This window comes from Ligilactobacillus animalis KCTC 3501 = DSM 20602, from assembly GCF_001434535.1.
Lineage (GTDB): Bacteria > Bacillota > Bacilli > Lactobacillales > Lactobacillaceae > Ligilactobacillus > Ligilactobacillus animalis.
This window is the reverse complement of sequence record NZ_AYYW01000003.1, coordinates 174,369-194,243: the sequence shown is the minus strand read 5'-3', so window position 1 is coordinate 194,243 and position 19,875 is coordinate 174,369. Positions and strand designations below refer to the sequence as shown.

The following is a 19,875-nucleotide window of genomic DNA, read 5'->3' as shown; positions in this document are numbered from 1 at the left end:
CGGCACCTACCTAAAATTCAATGTTTTCACCCATGTCTCGATTTGGTGCTGATTATTCAACACAGCTCCTTGAGTTATAGTGACATTATAGTTATTTTTCCTTAGAGTACGTTCAATATTAGCTTGCGAGCGTTTATAACCACTGCCACCCGATGTAGCAAATGATGTGAGATTTTTACCGTTAAGATCTAGCTTGTCGATAGCAGTTGTGATCAAGCACGGTGGGATGCCCCACCAAATTGGATGACCAATGATGACATTATTGTAATTGGAAATATCGGGTAGGTCGTCATTGATCTCGACCCGACTATTATGTTGGTGCTGTTCGATCGATATTCTACTCTGGGGATCGTGCCAATCAAGATCAGCGCTAGTGTAGGGGTGTTTAGCATGGAGCTCAGCGATATCTGCATCTAATTTATTGGCGATAACTTGGGCAACATTTTTAGTAGTATAGTACCAGTGCTTCGGGCATAGTATCAACTTCCTTTCTGAGTTTAGTATAGTGAGAAAGTAGTAGGCTGTAAAATGCTTGTTATTTATGGAAATTAATACTTATAATGCATGATGCGATCGTTGTAAATCATCTCAATCGTTTTGCGACGATGCTATGATTACGGCGAGAGGAAATGGATAAGACATTTGATGAATGTTTGGCAGGTAAACAGGATCTAGAGTTTGTGATGTTAGAAAAAGAGTTGCAAGAAAAGTTGTTGACAGATATTTTAACACAAAACATTTTTTGACCAAAGTCGGTGCTGGTCGTGCAACAAAATATCGTAAATAACCTAGGAAATATTTCCAAGCCTTGATCTGATATAGTTCAAGGCTTTTTATTTAAATCAATAAATCTATATTACTATAGGAACAGTGTTTTTATTGTATAAAATAATTTTTATAGAATAAACCAGCGATCGTTCGTGGAAAAAAGTTGTTTTGTTCCAAGAAAAGTTTTATAACAAAGCTGAGCAGGAAGTACAGGGGGAGCATATTCTAAAGATAGGGGAAAGAAATATGCTTTCAAAAAATAATACAGATCTATACGCAAATAAATTAGCACCTAAACGGCAAAAATTTGCGATCAAAAAATTTACGGTGGGAGTCGCATCTGTTTTAGTTGGAACAACTTTTGCTTTATATGCAGGAACTAGCCATGTTGCAGCTGACCAAGTCGAACCCAATACAGCGCAAAGTGCAACTAAAGATACAGTTGAACAAAAGGATGAAATTAAAAAACAACCTGAGGCAGTGTCGACTAATACTCCTGTAGCGCCTGAAACGAAAGTACCACAACAAGCACAGGCAGCTACACCTGAAAAAACAGTGCCAACTCAAATAGATTCGCCGGTGTTAGAACAACAGCTAACTACGCCACAACAACAGCCAGTTCAACCTGAAGTGGTCCCGAGCCAAGATGCTAGTCATGTGTCAGACATGGCCCAGTTTCAAACGGCATTGAACGATAAAAATGTGGCCGAGATCGTTTTGGACAAGGATGTCACTAATGATACTGACAACTACGTCAACGTTGATAAACCTGGTGTAGCACGGGATGTGACCGTTTGGGACTCTAAAGTCGATGAACGAAATACGACATTGAACTTAGGCGATCATTCGCTTTATTTTTATAACAAGACCACAATACCTGACCATAAGTGGCAACTCAACTTTAAAAATGTCAACGTAGAAACGAATGATCCACATGGTTATGGGGTCGTTAGTTTCCAAAATAATGGGACTGATGCCACCGTCAACTTTGATAATGTTAAAGCTAGTGGTAACGGTGTGCTAGTCTATGCACCGAATGCGACCGTTAAATTGCATGATGTATCTGCAACACCGACTTATGTAGAAAGTTCACCGAGTGCCAATGTGACAGCGAATAATGTTGATTTGAGTGGAAATGTTACCTTAACAGCTGGAGTCAATAATGCAAGTACACCTCAAAACGTATATGCTAATGGAAAAGTAAACGTAAAGAGTGGCGCTAATGTAGTTTTAACGACCAATAATGCCTATAGTAACGAGACCCAAAATCTTACAGCAGGGGCTTTGCATGTTGAAAAGAATGCTAAATTAAACGTTAAAGTCAATACAACTGCGCCTAATGTAGCAGTGCCAACGGGTGGTACTTGGGAAAGCCTAGTGGTAAACTCACGGGCTGTTGATGTAACAAATGGGAATGCTAAGGTCGATGGCGAATTGACGGTCGATCCGTTCACTAAAGAAAAACGTGGAACGAGTGTGGTAGCAGCTGTAGTTCTCAGTGCTCCTGCAACTACGCAAAATGATCTAGTCATTGGCCCAACTGGGAAATTAGTCGTCAATGCGACGCAAGCTCCCAATACACGTGGGGTCTATTTTGTAAATAATGACCATGCATTTGGCGTGCAACATGGTGGACAGGTAATCCTTAAAATGGGACATGGTGTCTCTAATGCAGTCTGGAATCCCGATAATTTAGTCTTAAGTGATGGGGCTAAGTTAGACGTTGAAACTTACCAAGACAATAATGGCGTAACGAATATTGGGATCGATAGTACTGGTGCTGGTGCCCACTCTGGGGTCATCACGTTAAATTGGGGCAGCAGTGATCGACCTAATAACTCCGATGTAACGACTGGTAATGTTCATGGGAATCTGACGGTCAAGCCCAATGCTCTCTTAAAAGTCGTGCGTAAAGTTGATGAAAATAGCCAGCAAGCAGCAACTCCATTGATTTCTTATGGTGGTGTTGGTGGAAACAACGGGACGAACTCGTTAAATGTCGATCACGGTTCGGTCGTTTTAGAAGATGCGTTGCAAAAGGATAGTTTACAAAAATCTAACCTGGGTTATTATTCCTATTTGGATGTGACGGACAACTATCATTCTCCCGTGTATCCACTCGGGATGGTCTCGATGTGGGGCGTTGGCTCAACAAACCGGGTCAATGTCGTAGCACCTAAGCTATTTAAGATGGTGCGGACAGGTAAACAAAAAGGGATGCTTTTCCGTTTGGAAGCAACGGACAATAAGATCACGATGGATGCTGCCGATGATCAAAGTGTGCCAGTTAAATACGGAACGATCGCCAATGTTAAATACAATAACGATAAAGTATCGCAAGCTAAGAATTATGAATGGAATGTCAAAAATTTGAAATCAGTCAACTGGTTAGGCGACTATTCCATGAATTACTTAAATGCTAGAAAAGAAGGGACGCCATTTGGTTTGTCACCTGATTCAAGTGTAAGTTTTGCCCAAGCTACGCCACAGGCTGCTAAAGATGATTTTAATAATTACTTTAACTGGTGGAGTGCAACTAATTTGGAGATGGGTAGTGACTTAAATGTCTTTCATCCGGTTTACCAACCACTAGCAGTCATGCAAAATACGACACAAAGTGAAAATGTTTTATATCAAGATAGAGTCCAACCAAGCAATGTGAAGTACACGTTACTTGATCCGACGGGTGAATTCAGTTGGGCAAAAGTTGATGCTACAGGGGCACTAACAGTAGCACCAACTGTAACGACTGACGTAGGATTATATAATGTCCCAGTAGAGGTCAGCTTTACGAGTGGGCAAAAAGTCGTCGCCTATGCGCCAGTGACCGTGTTGAATAGTGATTCTAAGGCTGTCTTTAATGATCGAAATGTGCTGTTGGGTGAAGTGAAACCAGTCTTCACGCATAAGACGAGTGATAAGGATATCCTACCAGCTCCGATGCAGGCGTTGAATGGTCTGACTGTTTATACCAAAGATGAGAAAACTGGTCGGTATTTGCCAGTTACGACCTATGTTCCAAGTAAAAATGGGAATCTTGTTGATACACAAACTGGGGCTGGGTTGCCAGGTGTGAAAGTAACTTGGGCACAAGCACTAACGACAGTCGTGGCTAAAGATAGCGATAAGACTGAAACTGAGCCGATGATGGCTTTAGTCGATGTCCAAAATAAACAGGTAAGTTTCCCTAAAGTAGGACTTTTCCCAGATCTGGGTAATTTTCCAGTCCCAGTGACGATGTATGGTGCCAGTGCTAAACCAGATGTTCATGCAACAAGAACATTGGAGCAAAGCTTACCGCAAGCTGCTTCAGTACTTCAAATGCCAGATCTAACGGCTCAACACGAAGCTGAAGTAGCAAGTGTTGTTTGGAGTAAAAAGCCAGCTCTAGATCAGACGACTCCTAAAGCTACTGGTATGGTAAGTGTAAAATTTACGGATGGAACTGATTTGAACGTTCCGGTAAATGTAGCAGTTGATCCTAATATGGCTGATTTAAACATCCCTCTTGCACAGGTAGTGAAAACTGAATTGAACAAACTACCTGAAGCTAAAAGTGGGGTAGCGAATAGTGCTGATCTACCTGGAAATACTAAATACAACTGGAAGAGCCCAGTAGAAGTGACAACGCCGGGTACTAAACAAGGTACAGTGGTAGTAACATACCCAGATGGCAGCCGAGATGAGTTACCAGTGCAGGTAAAAGTGGAAACAGATGCCGATCTGTACACACCAAAAGGTCAACAAGTAGTGACAGAAGTAGGCAAGACACCAGAGGCTAAGAGCGGAGTGGCGAATAGCGCTGATTTACCTACAAATACGCAATACAGTTGGAAGAATCCGGTAAATGTAACGACACCGGGAGAAAAACAAGGCACAGTGGAAGTGACCTATCCTGATGGCAGCAAAGATGAATTGCCAGTACAGGTAAAGGTAGGAACGGATGCCAACCTGTACACACCAAAAGCTCAACCAGTAAATACCGAGTTGAATAAAGAACCAGAAGCTAAAAGTGGAGTGGCGAATAGTGCTGAGCTACCTGTAAATACGCAATACAATTGGAAGAATTCAGTAGAAGTGTCTACACCAGGTGAAAAACAAGGCAACGTAGTGGTAACGTATCCTGATGGCAGTCAAGACGAGTTACCTGTAAAAGTAACAGTCTTAGCTCCAGCTTCGGACAAAAAGCCAGTGAAGATGATGACCGATGCAGAAAAATATACTCCTCAAAGCCAAAAAGTAACAACAAAATTGGGTAATGTTCCAGCAGCCAAGAGCGGAGTAAAGAATAGTGTTGAGTTACCAGCAGATACTAAATATAGCTGGAAGAATCCAGTAGAAGCATCCACACCAGGCGAAAAACAAGACACCGTAGTAGTAACATATCCAGATGGAACCAAGGATGAATTGCCAGTGCAGGTGAAAGTGGGAACAGATGCCGATTTGTACACACCAAAAGCTCAACCAGTAAATACCGAGTTGAATAAAGAACCAGAAGCTAAAAGCGGAGTGGCGAATAGTGCTGAGCTACCTGTAAATACGCAATACAACTGGAAGAATCCAGTAGAAGTGTCTACACCAGGTGAAAAACAAGGCACAGTGGTAGTAACATATCCAGATGGCAGTCAAGATGAATTGCCAATACAGGTAAAAGTAGGAACAGATGCAGACCTGTACACACCAAAGGACCAACAAGTAGTGACAGAAGTAGGTGAGACACCAGATGCTAAAAGCGGAGTGTCAAATAGCCGAGATCTCCCAGTAGATACAAAATATGGCTGGAAGAATCCAGTAGAAGTGTCTACGCCAGGCGAAAAACAAGGTACCGTAGTAGTAACATATCCGGATGGAAGTAAAGATGAACTGCCAGTACAGGTAAAAGTAGGAACAGATGCTGACTTATACACACCAAAAGGTCAACAAGTAAATACCGAGTTGAACAAGGAACCGGAAGCCAAAAGCGGAGTTTCCAATAGCCAAGAGCTACCAGTAGATACTAAATACGGTTGGAAGAATCCAGTAGAAGTATCCACGCCAGGTAAAAAACAAGGTACTGTAGTAGTAACGTATCCTGATGGTTCTAAGGAAGAACTTTCGGTGCCAGTGTCAGTCTTAGCCTCGACTTCTGACAAAAAACATGCAGAAGGACCAGAAAAAGTAGTGCCTGATGCAGATAAGTATGAGCCTCAAAGTCAAGTGGTAAACACAGACATGGGCAAGCAACCAGATGCTGAAGCTGGTGTCTCGAATAGTACAGATCTGCCAGTAGGTACCAAATATAGCTGGAAGACTCCAGTGAATGTAACAACACCAGGCGATAAACAAGGTACAGTGGAAGTTATCTATCCAGATGGTAGCAAAGACGAGTTACCAGTTAAAGTAAAGGTGGGCACAGATGCTGATCTATATACGCCAAAGGGTCAACAAGTAGCGACAGAGGTAGGAAAACAGCCAAGTGCCCAAAGTGGAGTCTCAAATAGCCTAGAGCTGCCAGCGGGTACACAGTATAGCTGGAAGAGTCCAGTAGATGTAACAACAGCGGGGGATAAGCAGGGCACAGTGGTAGTAGCATATCCCGATGGTTCCAAAGAAGAACTTTCTGTACCAGTAACGGTTTTAGCTCCAACTTCTGACAAAGGACCAGTAAAAGTGGTAACCGATGCAGAAAAATATACCCCTCAAAGTCAAGCTGTGACGACGAAATTGGGTACGGTCCCAGTAGCCAAGAGTGGAGTAACGAACAGTGCCGACTTACCTTCCGATACTAAGTACAGCTGGAAGACACCAGTAGACGTGACAACGCCGGGTGCTAAACAAGGCACAGTGGAAATGATGTATCCGGATGGTAGCAAAGATGAGCTACAAGTCGAAGTAAAAGTGGGTACAGATGCCGACTTATACACGCCAAAAGTTCAACAAGTAAGAACAGAGCTGAACAAGCAACCAGAAGCAAAAGATAGTGTGGTCAATAGCGCTACTCTTCCAGCTAAAACACAATACAGTTGGAAGAGTCCAGTAGACGTGACAACGCTGGGTGAAAAACAAAGCACTGTAGTTGTAACTTACCCCGATGGCTCTAAAGATGAACTGCCTGTATCAGTATCAGTTTTAGCTCCAGTTTCTGATAAAGAAAACGAAACATCAACTGATGCAGATAAGTATCAACCGCAAGCACAGCAAGTGACAACTGTTTTAGGTAAGCTCCCAGCAGCCAAGAGTGGTGTAACAAATAGTGGAGATCTCCCAGCCAAAACGCAATATAGCTGGAAAACTCCAGTAGATGTGACGACACCAAATGAGACAAATGCCACCGTAGTAGTGACCTATCCAGATGGCTCCACAGATGAATTACCAGTAAAAGTTGTGGTGCTAAATCCTGTTAAAAAGCAGGTCAAAGCAACTACTGATGTAGATAAATATGCACCACGACCACAAGTGGTAACGACCGAGCTAGGTAAGGTCCCGGCTCCACAGGCAGGTGTAGCTAATAAAGATGAACTACCGGACAAAACTGATTATAGCTGGAAACTGCCTGTCGATGTCACGACTGTAGGCACAAAACATGCGACCGTAGTAGTGACATATCCTGACAAGAGCCAAGCTGAAGTTGGGGTCACAGTAAAAGTTCATGCTAAAACAAAGACTAAACAAGTGACACAACAAGTTTTGGCGGTAAAGGATAATGCTAAGCGAGGCAACGGATCTGTGGGTGGAACACATAAGCATTTGGCTAAACAAGCTTTGCCTCAAACAGGTGAAACTAATGCTGGAGCATATGAATTACTTGGAGCGTTCATCACGTTATTAGCCGGAATTTTAGGGCTAGGAGCATTTGTTGAGAAACGTTCGCAAAAATAATTACTAAATAAAAATGAGTCTAGAAACTTGGGATCGGCCAAGTTCCTAGGCTCATTTTTTATCCGGTGATACCTTCACGTAAAGTTACGGGAAGGACATATTCTAGCGAGGTCTCTTCATTATTCATGCGTTGTTTCAAGACTTCAACTGCTGTTTTAGCAATGTCTTCGATCGGTTGTACGATAGTCGTTAAGCCCGGTAAAATGTTGCGGATCACCTGTGTACCATCGTAACCTACGAGTAGAAGGTCTTCTGGGATGCGTTTGCCTTGTTCTAAGGCTAGTTGCATGATCAAAGCAGCATCGATATCATTAGAGGCAAATACAGCATCTAAGTCGGGATGATCGTGGAACATTTGGGTAAAGATCTGCTTTTTTTCACTATAAGGGATATTAAAATCGACCGTGATCGTGAGTGGGGTCAGACCGTACTTTTTCATCGTATCTTCATAAGCCAGACGCCGGCGTTTAGTTGGTGTTTCGAGCTCGATCGGTCCATTAGTGTGGATGATCTTTTTAGCACCGCGCTTGATCAAGCGGGTCGTTGCCAAGACCCCACCGTTATAGTTATCAGATTCGATCACGGGGATATCTTGATTCATATTACGATCGATCGCGACGACAGGTAGATGTTCATAATTGTACTCGGCGATCCCGCGATTGTGTGTCCCGACGATCAGACCATCAACTTGCTTTGTTAACAGCTGATTGAGGTAATGCGCTTCTTTTTTAGGATCGTTCATTGAGTTACCGATCAGAACTTTAAAACCTTCGTTATAGAGCCGTTTTTCAAGTTCCGCACTCAATTCACCAAAAAAAGGATTGGCTATCGTGGGAAAAAGTAGTCCAATGATCCGGGTTTGCTTTTTGTATAACTGACGTGCGACGACATTTGGCTGATAATTGAGTTCTTTCATTGCACTGTAAACGCGTTCGATAGTTTCCTGACTCAAATAGCCACGGTTATTCAGGACGCGTGAAACAGTTGTTTTAGATACGTTGGCTAGTTTAGCCACATCTTCTAGTTTAGGTCGCAAAATCCATCACCTCTTTCAATCAATTTTAGCAAAATTTTAGCCGAAGAGTTAAAAAGAGTGTTCAACAGTACTTGGACTGTTGAACACGTCTCACTAGATAGCCTATTATTCAAATGTGATCGCTTGACCGTCTAAGTGATAAACTTGTGTCAAACATTGAGCTTTTGCAGTGAGCCAAACCTGTGGCGCATTATCAAAGTGGAAACGCTCAGTAAAGACAGCTTCACCGTCATTGATGAAGATCTCAAGTGAACTAGTATCGATGAAGATCTGGAGTTTAAACTCAGCATTAGGCTTGATTGAAGCATAGCGAGCATCACCATTTAGGAGTGTAAAAGTATGTGTTGCTTGATCAAAAGTGAGCTTGACTTGTTTATCTTGATCAGTAAAGGCGAGCTCAAATGCTTGATCTGTTGTAAGAGTCAGATCGATCTCCGCTTGCTGCTCATTTTCGCAGAGCAAAGTTTTTTCAGTCACTTGTTTGTTCCAAGCAGAAATTTCAGCAGTCCGTAATTGAACTGCTTCTTTAACAGGACGCATATAGAGCTGGTCATCTTTTAGCTCTAATTCACGTGGTAAGGTCAAAGCACCCGCCCAACCATCAGCTTTTTCCGGAAATTCACTTTCCCACATATCCATCCAACCAAAAACTAGCCGACGACCATCGGGAGCCAGTGTTGTTTGGGTCGCATAAAAATCATGACCGTGATCTAACTCAGTGAAACCGCCGTGTTCAAAGGTATTAGTGGAGTAGTCGAAATTCCCGACAAAATAACCTGTTTGGAATAAGTTGAGATATTTTTGGCCTTGTGCTTCGATCCCTTGGGGTGAAAGTAAGAGGATATCTTTACCAGCCAATTCAAAGAAATCAGGGCATTCCCACATAAAGCCTTCTGTGGTCAAACCGTTAGCTTTTGCGATCACACCTAAATATTGCCAATCTTTGAGATCATCAGAACGATAGGTGATCGCCCGTCCAACACCATCTTTTCCTTGGCTACCTAAGATCATGTAGTATTTGCCATCTTTTTCCCAAACTTTAGGATCACGGAAATGGTGGGTGTTATCCTCGGGAGCGCTTGCAATGATCGGATTATTTTCATATTTGGTAAAATTGATCCCATCTGTGCTGTAAGCTAGATTTTGATTTTGCCAGAAATGATCTGGATCACCATCATCATAATAATGATGACCAGTATAGATCAGATACAAGACGTCATCTTTGACGATCGCACTGCCAGAAAAGCAGCCATCTTCATCGGCTTTGGTGTCAGGGGCAAGCGCGATCGGAAGACTTTCCCAGTGCACGAGGTCTTTACTGCGGGCATGTCCCCAATGCATTGGACCCCAGTCAGCGGAGTAGGGATGGTATTGGTAAAAAATGTGATAATAGCCTTTGTAATAACAAAAACCATTTGGGTCATTGATCCAACCAGCTGGGGCACTGACATGATAACCTAAGCGATAGCGGTCGTTGTTTAATTTGATCATTTGTTTCATAAAAATTCTCCTTTAGTTATTTTTCTAGTGGCTGTCCGTTAACAAATTCGTTGTCTTTTTTGATGATAAAGAAACCGTAGATACCAGTGATCAAGACGATGAGGGCGATGATCTTAAATGTCATGCTGTAGCCCATCGAATCACGCAAGATCCCTAGTGGTGTTGATAAGATAATTTGCCCAACTTGAGCTGCGATCTGAAATCCGATCATATATAAAGTTGCCGATAATTTAGTATCAAAATGCAAGGTAAAGTAACGAAAGATCGAAAGAACAAAGAGTGGAACTTCGAGTGAGTGGAGCATTTTGACACCAGAGATCGCGATCGGATCAGTGATAAAACCGCAAAGACCGATACGCAAACACATGATGGCCGTTCCTAAAAGTAAAGTTTTTCGGACACCGATCTTTTTCATAAGGATCGGCACTAGACCAAGCATCAATGCTTCAATGAAAACTTGGATACTATTCAAAGTTCCGTATGTCTGTTGGCCTACTTCGGCAGAAGAAAAGAGGCTGGTGTAAAATTCAGGGAACATTTGCTGATCGAAAACGTTATAGAAAGTCCAAGAAAACATTACAAAAAAGATGATCTGCCAAAGGACAGGCAACTTGAGCAACCCAAACATATCCTTTAATTTAGGGGTAGAATTATCTGATTTTAGCTCATCGATTGCTTTTAAAGCATCGCGTTCTTCTTTAGGTTTCCAAAACAGCAGGTCTAAAAGCAAGAAAAGCCCGATCAAGGAACCGCCGATGAAGTTGAGGTTTGGATCTTTGACAAAGATAAAACCGGCAATCAGCGCGGAAACAGCGTAACCAAATGAGCCCCATGCCCGTGATTGGCCATAAGCAAAACCAAAGACGCGCGAAAAACGTTCAGTAGTCGCTTCTAAGACCCCGACAGCTGAGAGGTAAGCTGCCGACAAGAAGAGTGCTCCGAGCCATGCACTTAGCATAAAGTGACTTTGAAGCAAGGGAGCATAAACAAAGATGAAAAATGGAGCGATCAAAGTTGCCAGAATAGCATTAAAGATCAATAAGTGCCGTTTGATGAATAATTTATCCTGGATCGTGCCATAGATGAACATTAGAACCAAGCTGGCGACTGAGTTGATCGAAAAGATAGTCCCAACTTCGCTACCTGAGAGGCCTAAACCATTTGACTTAGAAGTTAACCAAAGTTGGAAAAAGCTCCACCAGATGCCCCATGAAGCAAAGAATAAAAACATGGTGCTCGAACTTTGGAGATACGATGGATTTTTTAAATTACCGAGTTTATGTTGCCAATTCATTAAATTTCACCTTCCCAAATTAGAATCAAAAAAATGTCAACCGGTTGACATTTTTTGTGTTAGCGCTTTCTTTCTATAATTTAGTTATATCATTTATTTCCTCTTTGTGTCAACCGGTTAACATAAATTTAAAAAATAAATAGCCTGACCCTGAAGAAATAGCAAAGTCAGGCGTAATTTTAATGGGGAGTGGACGCCGTATATTCAGCCTGAGTGATCATCCAAAGGTTGGTATCGAGCATCCCAGCGGCTGAAGGTAAATAGTTTGGTAAAGTCCCGATACATTTCAGCCCGATCTTTTCAAGGACACGGGCACTTTGCGGATTAGATGTGAGCTGGTAAGCTTGGATGTATTTTAGGTCTAAGTGTTGAAAGGCTAGCTCTAGCAGTGCTTGGGCAGCTTCGGGAGCTAGGCCTTGGCCCCAAAATTTACGATTGAGAACATAGCCGATCTCAGCACCATGTGGGGTCAGATCCATTAAGCTGATCGTCCCAATAAATTTATTTGTTTGCCGATGAATGATCCCAAATCGACCTAAAGGAGCCACCATGAAGTGATCAGCGATAGCTTTTTGAGTGTCAGCTAAAGTTTGGTGTTGCTCAAAACTAACATATTCGATCACTTTAGGATCGCTCGCATATTCAAACATATCAGCGGCATCACTTAACTGAATTGGCCGAAGCGTCAGCCGACTGGTTTCAAGCGTTGCATATTTTGCTAAAGGTAGATTCAAAGATGTCATGTTAACTCCTCCCATTTTATTTGGCGGTCTTTAAAGTAATATTTACGGTCATATTCATTTAGCGGACGCAATATCTTACAAGGATCGCCGACTGCAACTACATTGGCGGGGAGATCTTTAGTGACGACACTCCCAGCGCCGACTACCGTGTTATCACCGATCGTAATGCCGGGTAAAACGACGACTCCAGCTCCTAACCAGCAATTTTTTCCGATATGGATCGCTTGATTATGTTAGTAGCCTGCTTGTCTGAGTTCGGGTAAGATCGGATGCCCGGCTGTTGCTAAAGTCACGTTGGGGCCAAACATTGTATGATCTCCAACATGGATATAAGTATCATCGACCACAGTTAAATTAAAATTAGCGTAGATATGATCACCAAAGTAACAATGGTTACCTCCAAAATTAGCATGAAAAGGTGGTTCGATATAGCAATTTGGTCCGATCTTGCCAAACATTTTTTGTAATAGTTCACGGCGCTTTTTTTGTTCACGGGGGCGCGTCTGATTGAAATCGTAGAGTAATTCTAGGCAGGCGGTTTGTTCGGCTACGATCGTCTCATCGGTAGGTAGATATAGTTCGCCGGTATGCAATTTTTCACGCATACCATCACTTCCTTTCAAAATAATTTTTATAAAGTATACGCTATCAAAAAGCGGAAAACAAGCGTTTTAACTGTTATTTCTAAAATTTTAATTAATATTCTTGTTGTCTTTTAATTTATTGTGTGATAAACTTTGGCTTATCAAATTTAAGTGAGGCGAAAAAAGATGAGAACAATGGCTAAACGATCTCAAGCCAACAACAGCATTATTATTATTCGGATCATTTCTTAGGTGGTGCGGATAGTTTAGCTCGTCTGCATCACAGCTGGTGCAGACAGGAAGTCTCGATCTTTTAGGCGCGACAACTGTTTGACGAAAATGGTTGGCGCGCCTTTTTTGTAGCTTAAATTTCAAAGGAGGGTCGAAAATATCGAGTAGTTATGGTGCAGTAGATACATAAGTAAAGGGGACGATAGAAATGGAAACAAAATTACAGGAAACAGCAGTTGTTAGAAGTTCAGTCAAGACGGTGATCTTAGCTTCGATGATCGGGACAGCGGTCGAATTTTTTGATTTTTATGCTTACGGGACAGCTGCAGCTGCGTACTTTCCCAAGGTCTTTTTCCCACAGATGACACCACTATTGGCAACGGTCTTGAGTTTATTGACTTTTGGTGTTGCTTTTGTGGCACGCCCAGTCGGCTCATTTTTATTCGGGCATTTTGGCGATAGCTTGGGTCGCAAGAAGACCTTAGTATTATCGATGCTAGTCATGGGAGGTGCAACGATCGCGATCGGCTTTTTACCGGGTTATCACAGTGTTGGAGTTTGGGGTGCGTTACTCTTATGCGCTTGTCGTTTTGTCCAAGGGATCGGGCTTGGCGGTGAGTGGTCAGGGGCAGTTTTAGTAGCAACAGAAAACGCACCAGCTGATAAACGCGCTTTATACGGAGCATTCCCAGAAGTTGGTGCTCCACTGGGATTTTTCTTGTGTAATGGTTTATTTTTTGTACTTGAAAAATTATTGACGCCACAGCAGATGTTAGCTTTTGGCTGGCGCGTACCATTTTTAGTTTCTGCGGTATTGGTAGTGATCGGGTTATATGTACGTCATCATTTGCAAGAGACACCGTTATTCCAAATGGCACAAGAAAATGACACCACGACTAAGACGCCACTTAAGGAACTCTTTTCCTGCTATTGGAAAGATATCGTTAAAGGAACATTTATCATGGGTGGGACTTATGCGATGTTTTACACTTTGACGACTTGGTCTTTAGCATATGCGACGACAGCGTTGGGCTTTAGCCATTCGGAAATGTTGTTGTTTTTGATGGGAGCGATCGTTGAATTTGCAGTCTTGATCATGACGACTTCGATGTTAGCGGATAAAGTTGGACGTAAAAAGGTATTATTGATAGCTACAGTTGGCTTAGTTGGTTTTTCGTTAGTCTTCCCGTATTTTTTAAGTGGTCAACACAATGTTTTAGGGATGTTTCTCTTCTTAAGTGTTGGCTTTGTCATCATGGGAACACTGTATGGCCCAGTTGGTGCGGTCTTACCAGAGCTTTTCCCGACCAAAGTTCGTTACTCAGGTGCGGGGATCACGTATAATTTAGCAGCGGTAGTAGGTGCTGCCGTAGCTCCATCAGTAACGACTTGGCTGATCGCACGTTTTGGTCTCCACGCAGCGGGATTATATATGTTCGTCCTAGCAGTAGCTTCAGTTATCGCTTGGTTGACAACTAAGGAAACTAAGGATGTGGATTATACTAAATAGAGTGTTTGCCTGCACGGGTAGCTCCGTATAAATAATGGTGTCCTACTTATGATGCGTATTTTGCGTCATAAGTAGGACATTGTTATTTTCTAGGAGTTGCTTTTTCTCACACGTTTTTGCAAAATAAGTCATTTGCGTGAAAAGAAAGTTATTTTCATGGTATTGTTACTTAAAAAGCGAAAGGAATACGATGGGGATGATGACGTTAGAACAGCAATTGTCAAATTTAGCTAAAGAAGGTTGGGATAAGCGCAGTTTACGCTATTACCGGCGAAACTATTTCAAACAAGCTGCTAGCTCACCGATAGATTGTTGGCAAGAGATCCATGAAGTTGGGACCCCACTATATACTAAAATGTTGCAGCGCTCTTGGTTGCCAGCACGCTTGAAAATTCAGTTAGTGTTGAATCATTTGGGAACATATGTAGATGAACATAACTTTTTACAGCTTGCTCCAACAGCTAAATATCATATTTGGGCTGACCTCGCACCGTTAGCTGAATTTAATGTGCTTTTTAGAACTTTAGTCTTGCAATTATATGGAAAAGCACCTAAGAATAGCCGACCGTTAGTACAAGAAAATTCTGATTTTACTCGACGCTTAAATCTTTTCCGGGGTTATATCGATCGGCAAGCCATCAGTTATTTACGTCAAACATATCCGGTTTTGCCCAATGATTTTTGGCGTTTAGCCGTTTATGCCAAGCAATGTGGCGTGGAGCTGGATTTTGAAACGGGGGCAAATTATCACAATCGCCACTTAGCTGAACAAAGTGATTTTGTACCAGAAAATATGAAGGTACAACTAGCTAAAAACTCGAGCTATGGGTATTTTTCGCGTTTCAACGATGCACGAATGGTAGAATTTATCATCAATGTCGATACGTTGGAGTTTGTCAGTCAGTGGAATGTGATCAAGCAGGAAAAAACAGGAAAATTTTGTTCAGATCCTGAAAAATACACCGTTTCAGAATTGCGAGCATTGGCAGATACTGAATCTTTTAATTATGGGATCCCACATGGAAAAGGGCGTGTGCCGTGGCGCTATCGCTATTCACATGGCAATCTTGATGGTGTTAATCCGCTTGAATCTGATCTGCGGAAACGGGCGAAAAAGTTCTGGCATGCAGATGGTGATGCTAAAAAAGAGGCAAACGGTTACGGAGATCTAGTAAATAGTAATGGTATCGCTGACATTTTATGCTGGCAAAATGTTTCACGTGAAAACCGCTTAGCACTATATCGGAACTACACCAGTTGGTTATATCAGACAAAGCGCACATCTACAGGGATATTTCGCTATTATGCTTTACATAGTAGTGGAGAAAATATATAATTGGGGCGTAGGAGGGTGAAGCTGATGAATAATTCACAACTGTTGAAAGGAACGTTGGAAGGCTGTGTCTTATTAGTGATCAGCCAACAAGAAGTTTATGGCTATGAATTAGTTACCAAGCTACAGAATTTAGGCTTTTTTGATCTCAGTGCAGGGACGGTCTATCCTCTTTTACAAAAACTAGAAAGACAAGGCTATTTAGAAAGTCAGTTACGTGCGTCAAATGAGGGACCAAAGCGAAAGTATTATCACTTAACTACTAGTGGCCAAATGCAGACCCAAAATTTTATTACTGATTGGCAACAACTTACAGCGACAGTGACAGCGGTCATCGAACAGACAGGGGAAAATATGGATGGAGCTATTGAGCGAACAAAATAACCATTTACGTGAAAAGTTAACGCCTGAGAATCGAAAATATTACGAAAAGCTTTTGTTATATTTACGGGCAAAAGGTAAAGACGAGGTAGTAACAGAAGAAATATTGTTAGAGATCTTGCAGGATATGCTCGAAGCGCAGGCGGAAGGGCAAACAGCACAACAATATTTTGGCACTGATCCTAAGATGGCAGCCGATGAACTACTAACTGAGATAAATGCTGATAAGCAAACGAACTTAAAAGAAAAGTTGAGTCTGAGTGTATTCATCTTTTGTTTGCTAACATTATTAGCATTTATGCATACCGAGATCGATCTTGTCGAATATGTTATTGAGATAGTCGGGATGGTCATTTTACTCAACATCATGCTTACTTTGCTGGGCAATGATGCTTTCAACCGTGTCCCGTGGCGTAGCTATTTGGGCACGGGTGTAGCATTCATGATCTATTTAGGGGTATTGCTATTGAGTGATCATTTTACGCCAAAAACTTTGATCTATCCCCTTGGCCCTACGATACTGTGGGGGATCGGGCTGTTATTTGTGATTTATCTAGGACTATATTTTAAGTGGCCTGATTACTTTCGTAGTGGGCTTTTCTACATTGTAGCTTTAGCTTTTGTGGCTACGTTGGTGCATTTACCGCTCACAAGTAACATTTTTCAAACACTTTGGGGCCAAGTGAGTTTAATGGTGGTGTTTGCACTGATCTTAACATTTAAAGCATTCAAATTTAAGAAATAAATTTTATCTAGGTGAAGTAGGCAAAGTCATAGAAAATACGTTGACTATTAGCTATATTTACAAAGAATTAGGTAAATAGATTGGCTAGCTTAGGTATCTTGATCGGCTGGCGAAGACACAAGAGATCTGATAAGTAGTCACTGAGTGTTGATACAACAAAAGAGGAGCTGAGACTCATAGAGTTTCAGTTCCTTTTTTGGCTAGTTATTTAATAAATAGTGGTAAAGATTACGATCGATGTCTTTATAAGGGCAAAAAATGATTTTTACTTCAGGATGTTTAGCATGAAAGCTTTCAGTGACATCGAGTGCGATCTGAGCAGCTAATGGGCTGGGGAAATTTTTATGTCCAGTCCCTAGACTGCAAAAAGCTATCGAGCGGAGGTTATTTTCTAGCGCTAATGTCAAAGTAGCCTCATAGCAAGCAGCTAGCTGTTGTTGGAGTTGTAAGGTCGGTTCGCCCGTAACTTTAGGTGCTAAGGCATGAATGATGTGTTGGGCTGGTAGATGGTGCCCAGCAGTGATCCGAGCTTGGCCAGGTTTTAGGTGCGTGTGTTGCATCACCAAAGCACATTCTTCGCGCAACCGACTCCCGGCTAGAACGTGGATCTCATTGTCCAAACAGATATGTTCTGGTTCAAAGCAGCCAAGCATTTGGTCTGAAGCAGAATTGACGATCGCATCGACTTTCAATCGTGTTAGATCACCTTTGGCCAAATATATTCCCGGTCTATATTCGGTTAGATCGCTGAGTTCAACGTAGCCGCGCTTTTGCCAGATGAGATCTAATAGTTGATCTTCTTGTTGTAAGTAATGTTTGGGTAAGTCTCCTGGCTGGCGTCTAGTCACAAGTTGACGCCAGTAGGCAAATTGGGCTGAGACATCAGTTGGAAAAGGCCCGGTTGGTGCAAGTTTAGTGATCAATTCGGGTAAGAGTTCGGTAATTTGCATAAAATATATTCGCTTCCGTTACAGATTGGCGGTCCTTTGTTGTTTCAAGCCGTCACTTCATTATAGAAAAATTTTTAAGAATTTTACAGTGGATAGGTCTGAGCTTTTTGAGAATAGATTTCTTGTATTAAGGTAAGAAAGTGATTCAAAGTGAGTTGACCTTGCATAAATAATGATCCCCTATGATGCAAAATGCAACACGCATCATAGGGGGGATCATTATTTAATAGGAGTTGTGTTACCGTTGATGGACGGTTTTACCCTGATCGAAAAGTTACGCCAAAAAGGAAATATCGTTCCCGTCTTGATCTTGACGGCTAAAGACTCCCTAGCCAATCGGGTCAAGGGCTTAGATATCGGGGCGGACAATTATTTGGTGCGACCCTTTGAATTTGAAGAATTACTAGCGCGGATCCGGGCCTTGCTTCGGCGAAAAAAGCGGGAATCAGGCTACGTTATCGAAGAAGCGTGACTTTGGTTTTGCGCTAGCTACCTAAGACGGTTATACTAAGTTTTGGGGGGTGAAGTGATGATATTTGTAACTTCAGATACGCATTTTTTTGATGAACATTTGTTAGGGATCACGGATTTTGCGGTCCGTCCTTTTTTGTTAGCCTCAATGATGAATGAAGCGATCATTGAAAATTGGAATAAAGTGGTCGATCCAAGCGATACGGTCTATCATTTAGGTGATATCGCCGTGCATTTTATCCGGCCGGAAAGAAAGGCCCAGCAAGACGTTTATGATGTTTTAAAACGTTTGAATGGCAATTTAGTGTTGATCAAGGGAAATCACGATAATCGAGCTTTATTTAAATATTTAGCCAAACACAATTATGAGGTCAACGGCAAGCCTAAGTTTACTTTCCATGACGTAGGTGCCTTGATCAAATACGATCACCGCCAATACTACCTGACACACTATCCACTGATGCTTGGTATCGCACCAAAGATCATCAACTTACACGGCCATATCCATCACTATGCCGTCAATGCTAAGGAAAATATCAATGTTGGAGTGGATTCACCAGAATTTGATTATCTAACAACTAAACCTGAATTTGGCCAGCCACTTTCAATGGCACAAGTTGAAGCGATCGTTGAAGCTAAAAAGGATGATTATTTAAAGAGACGATGAAAAAGATACTAAAAATATTATTAGGCCTCGTAGCGTGCTTGCTATTTAGCATGCAGACCGCCCAAGCTAAAGAAAATATCCCGACGCTTTTTGTTCACGGTTGGGGCAGTAGTTACCGCGCTGAGGAGCACATGGTCAAGGCAGCTGTCAAAGCTAAAGTGACTAATACCGTTGTGCGCATTGATGTCGATATTTACGGGCAGGCCCACTTAGTTGGGGATTTACCTAAAAATGCCAAGGATCCACTGGTCGAGATCAATTTTGAAAATAACAAGAATGTCAATGCGATGATGGAAGCGCAATACTTAAAAGCAGCCGTTGAGCTTTTACAGACTAAGTATAAATTTAAAAAGCTAAACTTTGTCGGACATTCGATGGGTAATTCGGCGATTTTATTTTATTTGCGCGATAATGCTGGTGATCCTAATTTACCCAAATTAAATAAGCAAGTAGCCTTAGCCGCTTTTCCTAACGGGTTAGTCGACCAAATGCCTGCTGATGTGACGCTTGATCAAGCAGGCAGACCCAATGTCACAGCGGGGGATTTTGAGAATTTTTTAGTTTTACGTGAGACCTATCCAGCAGGGGCAAAGGTGTTGAATATTTATGGTGATGTCTTGGATGGAAGTGAGTCTGATGGACCAGTACCAGTCAAGTCGGCACAAACCTTGCGCTATTTAGTCAGTCCACGCGCTAAAAATTATCAAGAAAAAGAGATCCGTGGTAAAATGGGGCAACACAGTAAGTTGCACAATAATTCACAAGTTGATCGCGCTTTGATCAAGTTTCTATGGGGGAAATAAT

The 19,875-nt window shown here is 42.0% G+C and carries 14 protein-coding genes and 1 pseudogene; 8 read left to right on the top strand and 7 right to left on the bottom strand.

Going from position 1 to position 19,875, the window contains the following annotated elements; translation table 11 throughout:
- Positions 1-6: 6 nt before the first annotated feature.
- Complete coding sequence (locus FC30_RS01480) at positions 7-483, bottom strand: flavodoxin (protein ID WP_010688372.1); 477 nt, start codon at positions 481-483, stop codon at positions 7-9.
- Between the two features lie 531 nt (positions 484-1,014).
- Here FC30_RS01480 and FC30_RS01475 point away from each other — a divergent pair.
- A complete protein-coding gene (locus tag FC30_RS01475) occupies positions 1,015-7,626 on the top strand; it encodes a Rib/alpha-like domain-containing protein (protein WP_010688370.1) in 6,612 nt (2,203 codons plus the stop codon).
- 58 nt (positions 7,627-7,684) lie between these two features.
- On the opposite strand, the gene FC30_RS01470 is transcribed toward FC30_RS01475, so the two are convergent.
- The 5 genes and pseudogenes from FC30_RS01470 to FC30_RS01450 form a co-directional block, all read right to left on the bottom strand.
- On the bottom strand, positions 7,685-8,662 hold the full coding sequence (locus FC30_RS01470) for a LacI family DNA-binding transcriptional regulator (RefSeq protein ID WP_010688369.1): 978 nt from the start codon (positions 8,660-8,662) through the stop codon (positions 7,685-7,687).
- 105 nt (positions 8,663-8,767) lie between these two features.
- Positions 8,768-10,162 carry a glycoside hydrolase family 32 protein gene (locus FC30_RS01465; protein ID WP_010688368.1) on the bottom strand — a complete coding sequence of 465 codons (1,395 nt, stop codon included), beginning with the start codon at positions 10,160-10,162 and terminating at the stop codon, positions 8,768-8,770.
- A gap of 16 nt (positions 10,163-10,178) precedes the next feature.
- Positions 10,179-11,456 (bottom strand): MFS transporter, encoded by a 1,278-nt coding sequence (locus FC30_RS01460; RefSeq protein ID WP_010688367.1) that lies wholly within the window; start codon positions 11,454-11,456, stop codon positions 10,179-10,181.
- Positions 11,457-11,635: 179 nt separating this feature from the next.
- Positions 11,636-12,199: a GNAT family N-acetyltransferase gene (locus FC30_RS01455; protein ID WP_010688366.1), complete on the bottom strand. Its 564-nt coding sequence runs from the start codon at positions 12,197-12,199 to the stop codon at positions 11,636-11,638.
- Positions 12,196-12,804: pseudogene (locus FC30_RS01450) on the bottom strand (sugar O-acetyltransferase). Before FC30_RS01450 ends, FC30_RS01455 begins: the two are co-directional and overlap by 4 nt.
- 418 nt (positions 12,805-13,222) lie before the next feature.
- Between FC30_RS01450 and FC30_RS01445 the strand changes: the two are divergent.
- The 4 genes from FC30_RS01445 (at position 13,223) to FC30_RS01430 (ending at position 16,983) form a co-directional block, all read left to right on the top strand.
- Positions 13,223-14,524 (top strand): MFS transporter, encoded by a 1,302-nt coding sequence (locus FC30_RS01445; protein ID WP_010688364.1) that lies wholly within the window; start codon positions 13,223-13,225, stop codon positions 14,522-14,524.
- A 190-nt stretch (positions 14,525-14,714) separates the two neighbouring features.
- Complete coding sequence (locus tag FC30_RS01440; protein WP_010688363.1) at positions 14,715-15,860, top strand: DUF3114 domain-containing protein; 1,146 nt, start codon at positions 14,715-14,717, stop codon at positions 15,858-15,860.
- A gap of 24 nt (positions 15,861-15,884) precedes the next feature.
- Positions 15,885-16,241, top strand: coding sequence for a PadR family transcriptional regulator (locus FC30_RS01435; protein WP_010688362.1), 357 nt, complete (start codon positions 15,885-15,887; stop codon positions 16,239-16,241).
- Entirely contained in the window at positions 16,216-16,983 is a 768-nt protein-coding gene (locus FC30_RS01430) for a DUF1129 family protein (protein ID WP_010688361.1), read from the top strand. The genes FC30_RS01435 and FC30_RS01430 overlap by 26 nt, the downstream gene beginning before the upstream one ends.
- Positions 16,984-17,183: 200 nt before the next feature.
- Here the strand turns inward: FC30_RS01430 and FC30_RS01425 are convergent, their stop codons facing one another.
- On the bottom strand, positions 17,184-17,933 hold the full coding sequence (locus tag FC30_RS01425) for a macro domain-containing protein (protein ID WP_010688360.1): 750 nt from the start codon (positions 17,931-17,933) through the stop codon (positions 17,184-17,186).
- 172 nt (positions 17,934-18,105) lie between these two features.
- On the opposite strand from FC30_RS01425, the gene FC30_RS01420 reads away from it, so the two are divergent.
- Genes FC30_RS01420 through FC30_RS01410 form a run of 3 tightly spaced genes read left to right on the top strand, consistent with a single transcriptional unit; the run spans position 18,106 to position 19,874 of the window.
- Complete coding sequence (locus tag FC30_RS01420) at positions 18,106-18,405, top strand: response regulator (protein WP_081451879.1); 300 nt, start codon at positions 18,106-18,108, stop codon at positions 18,403-18,405.
- Positions 18,406-18,462: 57 nt separating this feature from the next.
- Positions 18,463-19,071: a metallophosphoesterase family protein gene (locus FC30_RS01415; RefSeq protein ID WP_010688358.1), complete on the top strand. Its 609-nt coding sequence runs from the start codon at positions 18,463-18,465 to the stop codon at positions 19,069-19,071.
- Positions 19,068-19,874 carry an alpha/beta hydrolase gene (locus FC30_RS01410; protein WP_029507286.1) on the top strand — a complete coding sequence of 269 codons (807 nt, stop codon included), beginning with the start codon at positions 19,068-19,070 and terminating at the stop codon, positions 19,872-19,874. Before FC30_RS01415 ends, FC30_RS01410 begins: the two co-directional genes overlap by 4 nt.
- Position 19,875 lies beyond the last annotated feature (1 nt).

Bases quoted from the DNA above. Each gene is read 5' to 3' on its own strand.
- FC30_RS01475 (WP_010688370.1), top strand. From the start codon at position 1,015: ATGCTTTCAAAAAATAATACAGATCTATACGCAAATAAATTAGCACCT.
- FC30_RS01465 (WP_010688368.1), bottom strand. From the start codon at position 10,162: ATGAAACAAATGATCAAATTAAACAACGACCGCTATCGCTTAGGTTAT.
- FC30_RS01460 (WP_010688367.1), bottom strand. From the start codon at position 11,456: ATGAATTGGCAACATAAACTCGGTAATTTAAAAAATCCATCGTATCTC.
- FC30_RS01455 (WP_010688366.1), bottom strand. From the start codon at position 12,199: ATGACATCTTTGAATCTACCTTTAGCAAAATATGCAACGCTTGAAACC.
- FC30_RS01445 (WP_010688364.1), top strand. From the start codon at position 13,223: ATGGAAACAAAATTACAGGAAACAGCAGTTGTTAGAAGTTCAGTCAAG.
- FC30_RS01440 (WP_010688363.1), top strand. From the start codon at position 14,715: ATGGGGATGATGACGTTAGAACAGCAATTGTCAAATTTAGCTAAAGAA.
- FC30_RS01435 (WP_010688362.1), top strand. From the start codon at position 15,885: ATGAATAATTCACAACTGTTGAAAGGAACGTTGGAAGGCTGTGTCTTA.
- FC30_RS01430 (WP_010688361.1), top strand. From the start codon at position 16,216: ATGGAGCTATTGAGCGAACAAAATAACCATTTACGTGAAAAGTTAACG.
- FC30_RS01425 (WP_010688360.1), bottom strand. From the start codon at position 17,933: ATGCAAATTACCGAACTCTTACCCGAATTGATCACTAAACTTGCACCA.
- FC30_RS01420 (WP_081451879.1), top strand. From the start codon at position 18,106: ATGATCCCCTATGATGCAAAATGCAACACGCATCATAGGGGGGATCAT.
- FC30_RS01415 (WP_010688358.1), top strand. From the start codon at position 18,463: ATGATATTTGTAACTTCAGATACGCATTTTTTTGATGAACATTTGTTA.
- FC30_RS01410 (WP_029507286.1), top strand. From the start codon at position 19,068: ATGAAAAAGATACTAAAAATATTATTAGGCCTCGTAGCGTGCTTGCTA.